This is a genomic window from Endozoicomonas sp. GU-1, assembly GCF_027366395.1.
In the GTDB taxonomy this organism is placed as follows: domain Bacteria; phylum Pseudomonadota; class Gammaproteobacteria; order Pseudomonadales; family Endozoicomonadaceae; genus Endozoicomonas.
Map to the genome: position 1 here is coordinate 3,316,705 of NZ_CP114771.1, position 15,415 is coordinate 3,332,119.

General features: G+C 51.9%; 16 protein-coding genes. 3 read left to right on the forward strand and 13 right to left on the reverse strand.

All coding sequences use genetic code 11. The features are described 5' to 3' along the window. Positions 1–5: 5 nt before the first annotated feature. Both O3276_RS13570 and O3276_RS13575 read left to right on the forward strand, forming a co-directional pair. Entirely contained in the window at positions 6–1,373 is a 1,368-nt protein-coding gene (locus tag O3276_RS13570; RefSeq protein ID WP_269671830.1) for an iron-containing alcohol dehydrogenase, read from the forward strand. A 119-nt stretch (positions 1,374–1,492) separates the two neighbouring features. Beyond that, on the forward strand, positions 1,493–2,998 hold the full coding sequence (locus O3276_RS13575; RefSeq protein ID WP_269671831.1) for a tyrosine-protein phosphatase: 1,506 nt from the start codon (positions 1,493–1,495) through the stop codon (positions 2,996–2,998). Here the strand turns inward: O3276_RS13575 and O3276_RS13580 are convergent. The 13 genes from O3276_RS13580 to O3276_RS13640 all read right to left on the reverse strand — a co-directional run bounded on the left by O3276_RS13580 (position 2,982) and on the right by O3276_RS13640 (position 14,500). Next, on the reverse strand, positions 2,982–3,782 hold the full coding sequence (locus O3276_RS13580) for a helical backbone metal receptor (protein WP_269671832.1): 801 nt from the start codon (positions 3,780–3,782) through the stop codon (positions 2,982–2,984). The two genes, O3276_RS13575 and O3276_RS13580, sit on opposite strands and share 17 nt — an antisense overlap. Before the next feature lie 92 nt (positions 3,783–3,874). Then, on the reverse strand, positions 3,875–4,423 hold the full coding sequence (locus O3276_RS13585) for a BMC domain-containing protein (RefSeq protein ID WP_269671833.1): 549 nt from the start codon (positions 4,421–4,423) through the stop codon (positions 3,875–3,877). Between the two features lie 23 nt (positions 4,424–4,446). Further along, positions 4,447–5,775 carry a 4Fe-4S dicluster domain-containing protein gene (locus tag O3276_RS13590; RefSeq protein ID WP_269671834.1) on the reverse strand — a complete coding sequence of 443 codons (1,329 nt, stop codon included), beginning with the start codon at positions 5,773–5,775 and terminating at the stop codon, positions 4,447–4,449. A gap of 167 nt (positions 5,776–5,942) precedes the next feature. Beyond that, positions 5,943–6,689, reverse strand: a complete 747-nt coding sequence (locus O3276_RS13595; protein WP_269671835.1) for a hypothetical protein — start codon at positions 6,687–6,689, stop codon at positions 5,943–5,945. Between the two features lie 16 nt (positions 6,690–6,705). After that, on the reverse strand, positions 6,706–7,554 hold the full coding sequence (eutJ, locus tag O3276_RS13600) for an ethanolamine utilization protein EutJ (RefSeq protein ID WP_269671836.1): 849 nt from the start codon (positions 7,552–7,554) through the stop codon (positions 6,706–6,708). A 100-nt stretch (positions 7,555–7,654) separates the two neighbouring features. Next, the gene (gene pduL / locus O3276_RS13605; RefSeq protein ID WP_269671837.1) at positions 7,655–8,341 is read right to left on the reverse strand and encodes a phosphate propanoyltransferase; all 687 of its coding nucleotides are present in this window, start codon (positions 8,339–8,341) and stop codon (positions 7,655–7,657) included. Between the two features lie 114 nt (positions 8,342–8,455). Beyond that, the gene (gene pduA / locus O3276_RS13610; protein WP_067516473.1) at positions 8,456–8,743 is read right to left on the reverse strand and encodes a propanediol utilization microcompartment protein PduA; all 288 of its coding nucleotides are present in this window, start codon (positions 8,741–8,743) and stop codon (positions 8,456–8,458) included. A 70-nt stretch (positions 8,744–8,813) separates the two neighbouring features. Continuing rightward, complete coding sequence (locus O3276_RS13615; RefSeq protein ID WP_269671838.1) at positions 8,814–10,268, reverse strand: acetaldehyde dehydrogenase (acetylating); 1,455 nt, start codon at positions 10,266–10,268, stop codon at positions 8,814–8,816. A 6-nt stretch (positions 10,269–10,274) separates the two neighbouring features. Continuing rightward, positions 10,275–10,808, reverse strand: coding sequence for a BMC domain-containing protein (locus O3276_RS25520; protein ID WP_332328110.1), 534 nt, complete (start codon positions 10,806–10,808; stop codon positions 10,275–10,277). Between the two features lie 21 nt (positions 10,809–10,829). Next, positions 10,830–11,483, reverse strand: coding sequence for an ethanolamine utilization microcompartment protein EutL (eutL, locus tag O3276_RS13625; RefSeq protein ID WP_269671839.1), 654 nt, complete (start codon positions 11,481–11,483; stop codon positions 10,830–10,832). Positions 11,484–11,508: 25 nt separating this feature from the next. Continuing rightward, positions 11,509–12,417 (reverse strand): ethanolamine ammonia-lyase subunit EutC, encoded by a 909-nt coding sequence (gene eutC, locus O3276_RS13630; RefSeq protein ID WP_269671840.1) that lies wholly within the window; start codon positions 12,415–12,417, stop codon positions 11,509–11,511. 12 nt (positions 12,418–12,429) lie between these two features. After that, on the reverse strand, positions 12,430–13,794 hold the full coding sequence (locus O3276_RS13635; protein WP_269671841.1) for an ethanolamine ammonia-lyase subunit EutB: 1,365 nt from the start codon (positions 13,792–13,794) through the stop codon (positions 12,430–12,432). 271 nt (positions 13,795–14,065) lie between these two features. Then, positions 14,066–14,500, reverse strand: a complete 435-nt coding sequence (locus O3276_RS13640; protein ID WP_163369344.1) for a host attachment protein — start codon at positions 14,498–14,500, stop codon at positions 14,066–14,068. Between the two features lie 502 nt (positions 14,501–15,002). On the opposite strand from O3276_RS13640, the gene O3276_RS13645 reads away from it, so the two are divergent. Continuing rightward, complete coding sequence (locus O3276_RS13645; RefSeq protein ID WP_269671842.1) at positions 15,003–15,407, forward strand: acyl-CoA thioesterase; 405 nt, start codon at positions 15,003–15,005, stop codon at positions 15,405–15,407. Positions 15,408–15,415: the final 8 nt, after the last annotated feature.

The window sequence follows — 15,415 nt, forward strand, 5'->3', positions numbered from 1 at the left end:
ATACTGTGAAAAAGCAGTTAATCAGAGAGTCAAACCTGCGGTCATTCTGCCAGGGAGACCGGCTCTATTTGCAGCCCGGCTATATTCTGACGCCAGGTGCCCTGGATAAGGCGCGGGATCTGGGCATAACCATCCTCCGTGGTAACGCGGATGGCAATAATGATGAAGCCGACAGCCAAAGCCCGCAGGCAACAGCTGCAGAAGCGCCGTCGTCACCATCACCTGCCGGACACGAATTCATTATGCCCCGCCAGAGCCTGCTGGGTTTTGGCTGTCTGAACCAGGGCATCGAACGGCTCAAGGCGCTTAATTGTAAAAAGGTGCTGGTTGTTACCGATGCGGTGCTGAACAAAACGGGGTTGGTCAGCTCGGTGACTGACCGCTTTATTGCCCGGGGCATCGAGGCGGTAATCTATGACGGTACTCTGCCTAACCCGACCACCGCCAATGTCAACGAAGGGCTGGCCATGCTTAACAGCCATCAGTGTGACACTGTCGTATCACTCGGTGGCGGCTCACCCCATGACTGCGCCAAAGCCATTGCCCTGCTGGCCACGAATGGCGGGGAGATTGAAGATTACCAGGGTGTGGATAAGTCCACCAACCCCTGTTTGCCCCTGGTTGCTATCAACACTACAGCGGGTACTGCTTCGGAAATGACCCGGTTCTGCATCATCACTAATGAGCAGACTCATATCAAAATGGCCATCGTTGATCAGAACGTGACCCCTGCCATTGCCATTAATGATCCGGAACTGATGCTGGGCATGCCTGCCGGTTTAACGGCCGCAACCGGCATGGATGCCCTGACCCACGCCATTGAAGCCTTCCTGTCCACCAATGCCAGCCCTGTTACCGATGCCGTAGCCAGTAAGGCGATCAAGCTGGTTGCCCAATATCTGCCCCGTGCGGTCCACGATGGCTCTGACCGGGAAGCCAGAGAGCAGATGGCCTATGCCCAGTATATGGCGGGTATGGCATTTAACAGCAGCGGTCTGGGTTATGTTCATGCCATGGCGCACCAGCTGGGAGGCCGCTATGGCCTGCCCCACGGAATATGCAATGCCATTCTGCTTCCCCATGTTATGACCTATAACCTGCCGGCATCTGCTGAGAAGCTCTCGGATATTGCCCGCTATCTTGGCTGTGAGGTGTATGGACTTGGCGCTCAGGAAGCCGCCATACTCGGGATTAAAGAAGTTTGTCGCCTGCTACTGGCTGTTGGCGTTCCAGCCAGCCTGACTGAGCAGGGCGTCAAGGCAGAAGATATACCGGAGATGGCCATTAACGCCCTGAAAGATACCTGTGCTGCAACCAACCCCAGGCAGGGAACTCAGGCAGACGTTGAACAGATCTTTAAAAATGCCCTTTGATGTGACATTTATTGATCAATAACAGGGTCTCCATGAGGCCCTGTTCATTTTCCAGTCAAATTTACTAACCAGCACAATGCTATAATTTTCAGATCATTTAAGGATCACGGAAGATTATTATGAGCAACGGATTAGGTTCGCTTACCCCATCACAAATCAATCAAATCAATCAATTAGCATCCATTGAAAATTCTGAAGAATATGTATTGGTGGCCCAAAGCAATGGTAAGGAAGTTAACTTTACTTCTATAAAACCAAGGGTCAACTCTGAAGCCAATAAGGAAAAACCTGTGGAAGGTTCTGATTTAGCGGTAAAAACCCTGGGTTTAAAGGATCGAGAAGTCTCACCAGCATTAGCAAAAAGGCTCATAGAGGCCCATAAAAAAGTATCACCGCCTGATGTAATCTTCGTTGACCGGAAAGATGTTCGCCTCCTTATGGATCACGTCGATGATAGCGTTAGTACTCAGCCGCCGGGTGAGGATGCAACATCCAGTCTTGATAGCGTTAGAGATCGAAGAAGTTCTGCCAATTCACTGCATTCTGGCTGGGGGTCAACCACCAGTCTCGACAGTGGCTACAACAGTGTTTATGGCAGTACGGAATCCCTGTACGATGATGTAGCTTTGCCCCAGGATCAAACAACTTCGCCTTTATCAGAAAAAGTTACTGAATTAATTAACAAGGAAAACTATACAGGCGCACATTTGCAAATGCGTGATGAAAGTTTGGCGGCCATAAAAGGTAAACATATTACCAATGGACGCTGGAGTAGATTTGGCTTTAGCGATAAGTCAGCAGCACATGTACCTTTGCCGAAAAAAACAGCCTTAACAATTGATGGCAATCATATTCCCGCCAATAAAATCAAGTTGACCAATGCCAAGTATGTCGCCATTCAGGCACCTCGAGCTGAAGCACAAATGTCTGGAGGTGATATCTGGCGAGCAGTCCTTGACTCGGAGTGCAGTGTAATTTGCGATCTGACCAGAGAAAAAGAAAAGTTCCAGTTAAACAAAGGAGGACCTATTGCTTCTTATTACCCAACCGGAGAAAAACTCAATGACAACGGCAAAGTCAATGGCAAGGTCGATGGCAAAGTCGGCAACAAAGTCGACCGTGAAATCGTCTTTGATAATGGGATTAAAGTGAGATACCAGTCAAAACAACAAAAAGCTGGGTATTCAAAAATAAGATATGAGGTGACTGATCCCCTTAGTGGCGAAACCCGCCTTATACGAAGATATCATTATACTGGCTGGCCGGATCACGGAGTTCCCAATGAAACAAACGGTCAAGACTCTCTGCTCAAGTTTGTAGAAGCACTGCGCACTCATCAGACCGGGAAAGACTATTCAGGCAAAACAATGGTGCATTGCATGGCAGGCGTTGGCAGAACCGGAACGCTGATTGTGTTAAATGAAATCTACCGGGACATACTCTCCGGAAAATATCAAAATAAAAAGGAACTGGATCAGGCAGTATTCAAGACTATTCAACAAGGCAGAAAAGACCGGGGACCCGCCTTTGTTCAAGCAGTGGATCAGATCAAATTAATCATGAATACCGTTCATACATGGTGGGATAAGCGAGACGGGGGAGAGAACATTATTCCCGTGATCTAGCACTAATCTCTTCGTTCAGGCCCATGAAGTAATCAGCAGCCAGGCGCAAATGGCTGCCGGTCCAGCAGAACATCTCACCATCCACCAGCCGGGTACTGGCAGTCACACCCAGCTCGGCAAATTCCTGACAATGCCGGTCTTTAAACGGAAAGGGCTCTGAAGACAAGAGCAGCAAATCTGGCCCGGCTGTTTTTAGCTGTTCGATGGTGATCTCCGGGTAACGCTCCAGATCAGCAAAGACGTTTTCCATCCCGCAAAGCTTCAGCATCTCATTGATAAACGTATTACCGGCAGCAACGCGATAGGGCTTCCTCCAGATAAAATAAGCCACACGCAGCGTCTTTCCCGAAGCCAGTCGTGCCATTTTGCACCTGATGTCGTTGACGATTTCGTCGGCATGGTGTTCTTTGTTGGTCAACTGACCAACGGAGGTGATCATGGCCAGGGCATCATCCAGGTTGTGAATATCACAGACCCAGGTTGGGTATTGCTGTTGCAGCCGCTCAATGCCCTCCCGGTAGTTCTCCTCCTTGTTACCGAGGATCAAATCCGGCTGCAAGGCATCTATCGCCGCAAAATCAAATGTCTTGGGACCACCGACAATCGTTTTTTCCTTGCGTGCGTGCCCGGGATGAACACAGTAGCGGGTTACTCCAATAATCCGGTCTTCCAGGCCGAGATCAAACAACAGCTCTGTCAGCGACGGCACCAGAGAGATAATTCTCACTGGTTTGTCACTGACGTCTACTGAATACTGCATCTGATCAATAAAATGGCGGGACATTTTTGAGGCCTCAATGGTTTCAAGATAGTAAAAAGCCCACTTACCAGAGGCAAATGGGCCTTGCTCTTGATTAAAACTGTATCAAGCGCGTTTTAAAGCAGCTTCTGGAAAAACTCTTTGGTAGGTGACGGTATCACGGTCTTGCCAATCAGCATACCGGCATCCCTGGCAGCCATCACGCCAGCATCAACTGCCGCATTCACCGCAGAAAGTTCACCGGTCATCACGATAAATGATTTACCGCCAATGGCCATGGCCAGACGTACTTCAATCATTTTAACGTCCGCTGCCTTGGCCGCAGCATCGGCAGCGATCACCGCAGAGGCAACACTGAAGAACTCAATAACACCCACGGAATTGACCTGACCGATGTCGTTCGAGCCACTCAGTCCTGCCAGCAGTTCGTCATGGATATTGGCAATCAGCAGCCGATCAACAATCGTCTGGCGACCCACCTCTTCACCGGCTTCAACGGCAGCCCGGACGGCCGCCACATCACCGGAAACAATGATCAGATACTTGCCGGGACAAATGGTTTTGGCTTCTTCCAGGCGGACATCTGCGGCTTTGGTCATGGCATCCGCGGCGGCCATACCCTTTGCAATGCTGGTAAACTCCAGCAGACCTAATGCTTTACTCATGTTGTTTATCCTTTTTATCCCTCTTATCCCCGGACAATAACCACCTGTCGTTCATTCACTTCAACAACCTGTCCATCCATGCTGGCATGAATCATCGAGCCTAACTGCCCTTCAGGTGTTGCACCGATTAACTGCCCTTTAACCACCCGGTCACCGACACTCACCACCGGCTGGCTGCTGGCACCAATATGTTGACGCAGCGACACGCTGACTTTATCCATCTCCACGTCACGAAAATCATGCAGTGTCTGATGGTCATAGTCGTTCAGGTCCAGACGGGAAATCAGCCTGGCAGGGGGTACTTTTCTGAACTCACGACCATCGCGGGCAATGATATCGCTGCCGTCATGCTGATAACGGATGCCCTGCTCACGCAGTTTCCCGGCAATGTAGAAGTTCACCTTGCGGGGGGAGATACCCATCGGGCAGGAGTACATTTCACAGACCCCACAGCCACAGCAGAGCAGCGCTTCCTGATGGCTTTCATTGATTTCCTCGGCATACTTCACCGCTTTCATCATCTTGTGCGGGTGGAGCGGGTGGCCGATCAGGTAACGTGGACACTGCTCGGTACAGAAACCGCACTGGATGCAGGCTCTGGCACGGTTCAGAATCTGGGTTTCTGTTTCCGTGGCCCGGGTCACCAGATAATGGTCTGCCGGGATCACAATCAATGCACCATCGGTTTTGGTAATGGTCATCCCCGGCAGCTGATCTTTATTGATCATGCCGCCCATCATCGGACCACCACGGATAATGCAGTAATCACTGATGGTGGTACCACCGGCCGCGGCAATACAGTCTTCAAAAGGGGTGCCCAGCGGTACCCTGATCAGCCGGGGTTCTTTGACTTCGCCCAGCACAGAAACGTATTTATCCGTTACCGGCTGTCCCTGGCTAGCTTCAAACACATTGATCATGGTCATGACATTGGAGACCACACAACCAACGTTCAGGGGAATGCCACCCGGCGGAACCGAACGACCAGTGACTTCAAAAACGGTCATCTGCTCATCACCCGCCGGATAGAAATTCTGCAGGTCGTGAATGTCAACGTCTGCTTCCAGACGGGCAATGGTTTCCTTCAGGCAGGCTACTTCACGGGCATATTTGCCCTTAACCGCGATCACCGCTTTACGTGCCTTGACCTGAGCTTTCGCCAGCAGGATACCGCCGATCAGTTCAGCGGTTCTTTCCCGCATCAGGAACTGGTCGGTCTGCAGCAAAGGTTCGCACTCTGCAGCGTTGATAATCAGGTATTCAGCTTCAGCGTTTAATTTGACGTGGGTAGGAAAACCGGCACCACCGGCACCGACCACTCCGGCCTGTCGGACAAGTTCAACTAGATCCATGGAATTTCCGGAATAGTAATAAAAAGAAGGTGAGGCCGAAGAACACGAACCTCACCAAACAGGGTTAACAAAATTTGTACAGATACTATCATTGGTGCGCCAGAGAGCACCTGTGTCAGATCAATATCAGGCCAGCGTCCATGATTGACCTGCATCAATAGCCAGGATTACAGCAATTCCAACTCATCCTTCATGCGCAAAAAGTCTTTTGCCAGCGGGGTAATCAGGGCTCTTTCCGGCAGCCTGATTTTCCGATACCCCTGCTCATAACAGGCCCGCAGATCTTTCTCGCCAACCACCCGTCGCTCAAGGTTAAAAACCTCTGTATCGACGGTCTTTGGTCCGGCTACTGCTTTGCGTTCAGGAGCATTGACCCGGTATACCACTTCATTAACCGAAGTGGCCTCTGGCTTCTCTGATGAGGCACCGCCAGTCAGGGCAGCAGGCAGATTATCCAGTGTCACGACATTCATGCCAAAAGAACACAGGGTCGCTTCCTTATCCTGGAAAACCTGATAAAAGGCCGGGTTGGCCGTATCACGAAAACGACGGTAGGCAATACCCTCTGCCAGAATGTGAACCGTTTTACCCAGTAACAGGCTCTCAACAATCACACAGCCTTCGCTGCCTCGCTCCAGCCCGATCGCCAGGGCTGACAACAGGCTGTTGGACAGGCTGGCGAGAATAATGTGGTCGTACTTGGCTGGTTCCGGACGCTCATCATTCTGTAGATCGACAGTAAACGACAATGCGTAGTCATTACCCAGGGCCTGCTCCAGCTGTTGCCGGTTATGGCAGTCCCCGACCACCAGCACCGACGGATTCGGTTTCCCGGTTTCTGCTTCTCCCTGCAGAGCCAGCAGCTGTTCCAGCACCCGTCTGGCAATCAATTCAACCAGTGCATCGGTATTCATTACGGTTTTCCTTGCTTTATGCCAAACGTTGTTCTGCTTCTAATGCGCTGATGGCAATACCCAGTGGCGTCACCAGAAACGGATTGTCCGGCTTCCAGGTGGTCACGCCCGTCTGTTTTTCCACAATCTGCTCAAACTCCGGCAAACAGGTTGTCCCGCCCACCAGATAGATATCCTTGACGTCGTATCCCTGGATATGCTGACGGACAATGGAGCCCATCTTTTCGATCACCGGACGGACAATGGCCACCACCTCACGATGGTTGGCAGCCTCTTTCTTCCATTCTTCCGCCGCCTCAAAGCTGGTTTTATGATGTCCCGCCAGCACCAGCGACAGATGGGTACCACCGGTGGCTTCGTCAGCGGTGTAAATCACTTCACCGTCTTTAAAAATGGACAGCCCGGTGGTGCCACCGCCAATATCCACCACGGCACCGTTGTGGATACCAAGCACGCGGTTGGCGGCGGTGGGCTCATCCAGCATATTCACCACCTCCATGCCTGCGCCTTCCACCACATAGCGGTGGGTTTTGCACACCGATTCCGGGGTATTGGAAGGCATGGCAATGGCGGCTTTTTCCAGGGATACCTGCAGACGTGCCTCCAGCTTTTCCCTGAGCTGACGGACAATAGTCAGCGCACCGATGTAATCAACCACCAGCCCATCCTTCAACACCTGGGCAAACTGCATTTCCGTGGCAACCGGCTCGCCCTGATGGTTCAGCACCACCAGCACGATGTAAGCAGTACCAAGGTCGACCCCCACCACCAGCTTGTCAGCATCGGTAACCTGTGCGGTGTGGGTCAGACTGTTTTCCACTTGCCGGATCAGTTGGCTGACGCGCTCAGGATTGAATTCAGACATCGTCGTAAATCACGTTGGAACGCTGCCGTTTGCCGCTTCCCGCACCGCGCCTGGCTTTTTCGGGCAGCGGGCAACGGGAGGCGGGCAGCGCTTGTTAAAATTAACCGGCGATCAGTTCGCCTTTCGCATTGGCCGACAGGCCAACCGCATTGGCTTCATCAAAATCAATATGCATTGCCAGGGAAAAACTGTCGTTTACCCGGACCAGAACCCGATGGAAGGTCATCGGACGATCGGTTTCGACCCGAACATCCACTTCCTGCTTGTCCTTCACCCCCAGTCGCAGGGCATCGGCAGTGGTCATATGGATATGGTTACGGGCAATAATGACACCCTTGTGGAGCTGAACCATACCCTGCTTATTGTCAGCAGAGGAATAAAGGAAAATACCGGGGCTGCCAGCAATATCACCGGACTCTTTCAGCGGTGCATTGACACCCAGTTGACGGGCATCCGTACGGGAGATTTCTACCTGACTTTCTGGTCGCGCCGGGCCCAGTACCGCCACTTTCTCAAAAGTGCCTTTGGGGCCAATCACTGTTACCCGCTCTTCACACAGGAACTGGCCTGGCTGGGAAAGTTCACGCACCGGTGTCAACTGATGTCCGGCTCCGAAAAGGGCCTCAACATCCTTCTGGCAAAGGTGTACGTGGCGGGCAGACGCCTCAATGGGGATCTCTTTCTTGCCGCACTCAGCCTCGGCAGAGGACAGGGTTTGCGCAGCGCATTCAACAATCACCTGATCAACAATTTGCTTCAGGAGTTCTTCATTTACGAGGGTATTCACAGCGGAGTCTCACAATCGGCATTGGCCGGATTAAGCTGAAGTGCAGAAGCACAAAGATCACAAGCCCATGGACTTGCAACACACCTTTATGCTTCTACAACGAGTAATGAAAAATTACTCAGCCTTAGCTTGAGGCAGGATCACTTCAACTTCGCTGTGTGGACGTGGGATAACATGGACGGAAACCAGTTCACCAACACGCTCAGCCGCTGCAGCACCGGCGTCAGTAGCGGCTTTAACAGCACCAACGTCACCACGAACCATGATGGTTACCAGGCCGCTGCCGATGTTTTCTTTACCAACCAGAGTGACGTTAGCGGCTTTAACCATGGCGTCAGCCGCTTCGATAGCGCCAACCAGACCTTTAGTTTCAACCATGCCCAGAGCGTTAGAGATAGCCATTGTTTCTTACTCCTGATGGTCCCCTGTAAGGGGACGTTTTTAATGGGTTAAAAAGTTATGTTGCAAGCACTTACAGCGCTTTCAGTCGTTCAATCACCATGCGGGTGATTGCTTCAATATCCAGTTCGGACACTGCCGCGGTAGCCACAGCCACCGGAGCCTGTGGCTCACAGATGCCATAGGCGACATAACGCTTGTTAAACAGATGCAGCGGTGTCACGTTGTCAGACGTGGCAGAACCACCCACGCTGCCACAACCCAGGGTAAATGCCGGTGGCAGACCTGTGGTGGCACCGACGGCACCGTGAGTGGATGGGGTATTCACCACCAGTCGGGATACCGGCTTCTTCAGGGCAAACTCACGAACCAGTTCCTGATTCTGGGTGTGAATCGCCAGAGAGTGACCGGCACCTTCGTAATTCAGTAACTCAAGGCAGAGTTCACAGGCGTCGTGAGCATCTGTCGTGCGATAGAAGCCCAACAGCGGTGACAGCTTTTCCCAGGAGAACGGGTGCTGTCGGCCAACACATTCACGGCCCTGTTCGGCCACCAGAACGCGGGTCGCTGCCGGAATTTCCAGACCGGCCATACGGGCAATTTCCACCGCCGGCTTACCGACGATCCGGGCATTCAGGCCACCTTTTGGCCCCATAATGACCTTTTCCACTTTGCCGGTTTCAACTTCATTCAGGAAGTAGCAGCCCTGGGCGATCATTTCCGCCTTCACCTGGTCAGCAATGACGTGTTCGGTCACTACATGCTGCTCAGAGGCACAAACCGTTCCGTTATCGAAGGTCTTGCTCATCAGGATGTACGACACAGCCTTTTTAATATCCGCAGTACGCTCGATAAAGGCCGGTACGTTACCAGGACCAACACCCAAAGCCGGATTACCGGAGCTGTAGGCCGCCTTGACCATGGCCGAGCCACCGGTCGCCAGGATAATGCCAGTACCTTCGTTCTTCATCAGTTCACTGGTACCTTCCAGTGTTGGCTGACTCATCACCCCGATCAGGTCTGCAGGAGCGCCCAAGCTCTGCAGGGCCTCTCTGAGCAGGCGAACCGTTTCAGTAATACATTTCAGCGCCGAAGGGTGCGGGCTGATGATAACGGCATTACCGGCCTTGATGGAGATAATGGACTTGTAAATAGCCGTTGATGTCGGGTTAGTAGACGGCACCAGACCTGCAACTACGCCATAAGGCACGGCTACTTCCTGCATTTTTTTCGCAGGATCTTCGGCAATAATGCCAATGGTTTTCATGGCACGAACAGAGTCAGCCAGATGCTTACTGGCGATCATGTTCTTGGTAATTTTGTCCTGAACCTTACCAAAGCCGGTTTCTTCCACCGCCATTTCAGCCAGACGGCTGGCATTGGCTTCAGCGGTACGGGCCATCGCTTCGACCAGTGCATCCACCTGGGCCTGGCTGTAGTCAGCCAGTACTTTCTGGGCTTCTTTGGCCCGGCGGATCAGATTTCTTACTTCCTGGATGGAAGCGAGGTCTTTATCAAGCAGTTCCAACTTACGTTACCTTCTGTGATATTCGATCATGGCCTGAATCAGCGCGTCTTTCTTGGCAAACTTGATGTCCTGTTTGCTCATTGGGAAATCCGGCAGCTGTCGTGCCATGTTTCTTAACTCTACTGTTCTGTGAGCCTTCAGTTCATCCAGCGTCATTTGCCCATTAAGAGCCGCAATGGATGAAGACTCAGGATCTGTCGCTACCGCTTCTGCTGGCACCACAGCCTCCGGCCGGGCTGCCGCAGCGGGAGCAGGTTCTCTGATCGTGCTGCTGAGCAGCACATCCAGCTCCATGGCCGGTCTGGCAATCACATGGGTGGATACCACTGTGCCAAGGCGATCGGCAGCCATGGTTCCTGCTTCTACCGCTGCTTTCACGGCACCAACGTCACCACGGATGATGACGGTCACCAGACCACCACCGGAGTTGTGTTTTGCAACCAGGCTGACATTGGCGGTTTTCAGACAGACATCTGCCGCCTCTACCGCCGGGAGGAAGCCAACGGTTTCAATAAAGCCTGCCGCCTCTTGTGTTCTCATCGCCAGCCCCTCTCAGGCTAATCAGAAATGCTTGGGATTCTCTGCAACAAACCGTACGGCGTCAGCAAAGGCGTCACACGCCGCTTTACAGGCAGACTGACTGCCAGTGAGCAGGGCACCGCCAAAGTTGGTTTCTGAAGGAGGCTCAAACAGCTGACACAGGGTCACGTCTGCCGCTTTCATGGCAGCGTCCAGACCGTACATGGCTTCCAGTGGTGGCGCGATCAGGTAGGCCAGGGGCTCACCTTCACGAATACCCGCCTGACCGGACAGGAAAGAACCGGTTCGGGAAATGCACTGGGCAAAGTAAGCGATACTGTCGTCTTCGTTGGCACTGTAAAAAGAGAACTCATTCTCAATGAAGTCGATAGCCACGTTCAGACCGCTGCGCACTTCCGCCGGGCTTGGACCCGCCAGCATGCCGATCACTTCGCCGGCCAGTCTGGAGTTGGCATTGGCCGCGCCGCCGTAGAAGCTCTTGCCCATCACCACAGAGACTTCCGCGTTCTTGCACGCTTCGTCCAGTGCGCAGTAGGTCACGTCATCCGCATCAGCTGTCAGGATGCCCAGGCTCTTCCAGCCCTTTGGCATGCCCAGCTTTTCTGCCATTTTGGCATCCACATTAGGGATCATTTTCACCGCCAGTACGCTGGCACCCAGACGATCACCTTTCATTGCTCTACTCCTCTATTCCCAAAGATCAGAAACGGAAACCAACACCGCTGCACTGCTGCTCAAACATCTTCTTCACGATGTTGGCAATGTGTGCTCCCGCTTCTGCAGCCGGGGTCCCGCGACGATGGATATTGGAGATAACAGTACGGCCGGCTTCGGCCATGCCAACCTTGCCTTCATAGGTGATATAGGCACCCATGGACTCACCGGTAGCCAACCCTGGTCGTTCACCCACCAGCATCACCGTCACTTTGCTGTTGACCAGATCAGTCAGGTGATCCATGGCACTGACACGGCCAAACTTAATGAAGACAGTGTCGCCTACGCTCAGGCCATAACCTTCCAGACCCTGTTGCAACGCAGGCAGGATGTTTTTCAGGTTGGCGGTAATCGCGCTGGAAGACAGACCATCAGCAATGACGATCTGAACGTCCGCACCTTTGCGGCACTCAGACTGAATTTTGGCAACGCCTTCATCACTGATCATGCGGCCAAGGTCAGGACGGGTAACGTACATGTCCTTGTCATCGCACTTGGAAGAGACAGCGATCAGACCGGTTTCAGTAATGAACTCTTCAGCCACTTCGTTGAAGACCGAGTCGATGGCCACCGCATGGTCAGCACGGAAACGCAGCATGGTTTCCGTCTTGTAACGGGGGCCTGCCTTGCCAATCCCCAGACGTGCGGGTGTTTTGGCTTTCAGCTTCATGTACTCGGCCTGATTCTCTGCGTTTTCCACGGCAAAGAAGTCAGACATTTCGACGGCAGTAATATCTTTCAGTTCGCTGTCGTCTACCTGGGCGACAGCGGCCTCCGCCTGAGGGGCCTCGGAGCGGGCAGCCTGCCCGGTTCTGGCAAGAGCGACAGCATCAGACAGCTCGATCTCCTGCAGGACTTTGCCAATCAGGTCTTTCAGATCATTTTCAGAAATCATGGTGAGCCCTCATTACTTCAGGAAGATGGATGCGTCGCCCGCTTTCGCAGTCAGACGGCCATTTTCCATAATGCCCATACGCTCACACCAGGCTTCAAATTCCGGGATCGGGCGCTTGTTGAATAGCTCACGCATGGTGGCCACATCGTGAAAACCGCTGGTCTGATACATCAGCATGATGTCGTCACCGGCAGGGATACCCATGAAATAGGTACAGCCAGCGGCGGTCAGCAGGGTCATCAGGGATTCGTTATCGTTCTGGTCCGTCTTCATGTGGTTGGTGTAACAGACGTCCACACCCATTGGCAGACCGTGCAGCTTACCCATGAAGTGATCTTCCAGACCGGCACGGATTACCTGCTTGCCGTCGTACAGATACTCAGGGCCGATAAAGCCGACAACGGTATTGACCAGAAATGGATTGTAACGACGGGCAAAACCGTAGCAGCGCGCTTCCATGGTTACCTGATCGGCACCGTAGTGAGCATCGGAAGACAGTTCAGAACCCTGGCCGGTTTCAAAGTACATGACGTTAGGACCAGTACAGGTACCCTGCTTGAGCATCATATCCTGTGCTTCTGCCAGATTGCCGGCATTGAAACCGAAGGCTTCGTTGCCTTTCTGGGATCCGGCGATGGACTGGAAAATCATGTCTGCAGGCGCACCACGCTCCACCGCTTCCATCTGGGACAGTACATGTGCCAGTACACAGTTCTGGGTTGGGATCTCAAACTTCTGCTTGATTTCTTCAAACTGGTGCAGACAGCGGTAGATACTGTCGGTGGTGTCATCCACCGGATTCAGACCGATAACCGCGTCACCCATACCGTAGGACAGACCTTCCAGGGTAGAGATACGGATACCGTCGACGTTGTCCGTGGTGTGGTTTGGCTGGAGACGGGCTGCCAGTGTGCCATGACGACCGATGGTGGTATTACAGGTGGCCAGAACTTCGATCTTGCTGGCCGCATAAATCAGATCGACGTTGGTCATCAACTTGGCAACCGCAGCGATCATTTCAGACGTCAGACCACGACTGATACGACGGATCTCAGTACTCTGGGCTTGATGGGACAGCAGCCATTCGCGCAGTTCACCAACGGTCCAGTTCTTGATTTCGCTGTAGATGCGCTCGTTAACATCGTCCTGAATAATCCGGGTGACTTCATCAACCTCATAAGGTACGACCGGATTATTACGGAGATCAGACAGCAGCATACGGGACAGAACATCCTTAGCCGCCACCATTTCAGTGATTGATTCGGCGGCTATGCCCGCCAGTACGTCGCCAGAACGTTTTTCGTTGGCCTTGGCGAGTACTTCTTTAATGCTGGAAAAGCTGTAGACCTTTCCAAACAGTCTGGTTTTAAGAAGCATGAGGAGCCTGTGCCTCGGTTTGAATGAGTTAGCGCAACAAGGCTACCCAAACGAGCACGAGACCGGCTTGATATGCGTCAGCGAGCACCCATCATTAAAAAGTGACGTACATCAATAAAATCAGGGTGCGGATGGCTGTTTTTTGCGGGCAGGGAAGATAAATGACCAGGATCAAATTCCGATGGGGAAAATAGCCTTAATAAACGACAAAAACATGATCCAGATCAAATAATGGAAGGAAAAACGCTGAATGTGCTGCTGATGTCCGATTTTAATGAAGCTCAGTAAGGCGCTCAAGTAACTGCTCCGGGCTCTCGTGCACCAGATCTTTATTGATATGATCTCCCAACGGCACATGTTTATCGACCACAGGCAGTATTTCACCCAGTAGTTTTGGGGGAGCACAAATACGCAGGGTCTCAAACTGGTGCTGATCATGGGCATGATTGATCGACCTGGCCAGCATATGGGCAAAGTTAACCGACTCATGCTCTTTGGGCGAGTTATCCGTACCCAGACTACGGACACTACCGCCAGTGGATGAAGTGACTGAATGGCCGGGACCTGCCGTCACGAACTCATGCCGTTTCCATCTGCCTTCTTCATGATCAATATGATCAACCAGATCAAGCTCTTTCTTGTGTCGGTCAAAACGATAGACCTTGGCTTGGCTGTTATCAGCAACCAGTACCCAGGATGATGCCATGATATGCACCTCTATATGGCTCGCTAAACTGTTCAAAGATAGTTCAATGGTTCAGGAATTGCCTGTTTTTACCGTTGAGAAGTCTTTATCTGGGATTTTGCTTTCCAGCCTGCATATAGGCAATTTTAACTGCCATGAATTGAGTAACTTTGGAAAACTCTGTTAAGGAAGGATCTGCTATTGTTAGCAATTTCAAAATGCCTTGGTGCATTCTTATTATTTTCCAGTATCACTATCATCCACCAGAACATCACCGAGCATTGTTTTCAAAACGACCTTATATGAATCTATTTTCAATCAATTGTAATAAAACGGATACTCTATGATCAATAATCAACCAGCAGGCTATCAGAGTCCAGCATAAAACTAATCAGCAATAGGAACCCTTTTCTCCTCAGGACAGCCAAAAAGACTTTTAATATGAAATAGATAGTAAAAAAGATAGAATACCCGAAAAATCAAATTAACTGAGCAAAACAATAAAAATAGTTTGGAGTCTTCCATGAGTGCCAGACATGAAAATCTCGACAGCGTCCCTACTCCTCAAGGGGAGATGACCTTGAAAGTTCTGGCGGATCACCGTTCCGTCAATAGCAGTGGTGATGTATTTGCTGGCTGGGTAGCCATGCACCTGGACCAGGCTGGGGAAGTCTGTGCCCGCAAGGCCTCCAACGGTGCCAGGGTGGTCACGGTCAGTATTGGCAGTATGAGCTTTCTCAGGCCAGTTCAGGCCGGTGACCTGATCGGGTTCTTTACCCGGGTAACAGAAATCGGCAAAACCTCGATTAAGGTGGTGGTTGAAGGCTGGATAGAAAACCACCATGGCTGGGAGAAACTGACAGAAACAACCATGGTGTTTGTTGCCATTGATCGGGGTGGACGAACCCAGCGGGTCAGGAACTTCTAGAATATTGA

Coding starts and splice junctions, on each gene's coding strand:
- O3276_RS13645 (WP_269671842.1), top strand. CDS start 15,003: ATGAGTGCCAGACATGAAAATCTCGACAGCGTCCCTACTCCTCAAGGG.
- O3276_RS13580 (WP_269671832.1), bottom strand. CDS start 3,782: ATGTCCCGCCATTTTATTGATCAGATGCAGTATTCAGTAGACGTCAGT.
- O3276_RS13635 (WP_269671841.1), bottom strand. CDS start 13,794: ATGCTTCTTAAAACCAGACTGTTTGGAAAGGTCTACAGCTTTTCCAGC.
- eutJ (WP_269671836.1), bottom strand. CDS start 7,554: ATGTCTGAATTCAATCCTGAGCGCGTCAGCCAACTGATCCGGCAAGTG.
- eutL (WP_269671839.1), bottom strand. CDS start 11,483: ATGAAAGGTGATCGTCTGGGTGCCAGCGTACTGGCGGTGAAAATGATC.
- O3276_RS13595 (WP_269671835.1), bottom strand. CDS start 6,689: ATGAATACCGATGCACTGGTTGAATTGATTGCCAGACGGGTGCTGGAA.
- eutC (WP_269671840.1), bottom strand. CDS start 12,417: ATGATTTCTGAAAATGATCTGAAAGACCTGATTGGCAAAGTCCTGCAG.
- pduA (WP_067516473.1), bottom strand. CDS start 8,743: ATGGCTATCTCTAACGCTCTGGGCATGGTTGAAACTAAAGGTCTGGTT.
- O3276_RS13640 (WP_163369344.1), bottom strand. CDS start 14,500: ATGGCATCATCCTGGGTACTGGTTGCTGATAACAGCCAAGCCAAGGTC.
- O3276_RS13590 (WP_269671834.1), bottom strand. CDS start 5,775: ATGGATCTAGTTGAACTTGTCCGACAGGCCGGAGTGGTCGGTGCCGGT.
- O3276_RS13575 (WP_269671831.1), top strand. CDS start 1,493: ATGAGCAACGGATTAGGTTCGCTTACCCCATCACAAATCAATCAAATC.
- O3276_RS25520 (WP_332328110.1), bottom strand. CDS start 10,808: ATGAGAACACAAGAGGCGGCAGGCTTTATTGAAACCGTTGGCTTCCTC.
- O3276_RS13585 (WP_269671833.1), bottom strand. CDS start 4,423: ATGAGTAAAGCATTAGGTCTGCTGGAGTTTACCAGCATTGCAAAGGGT.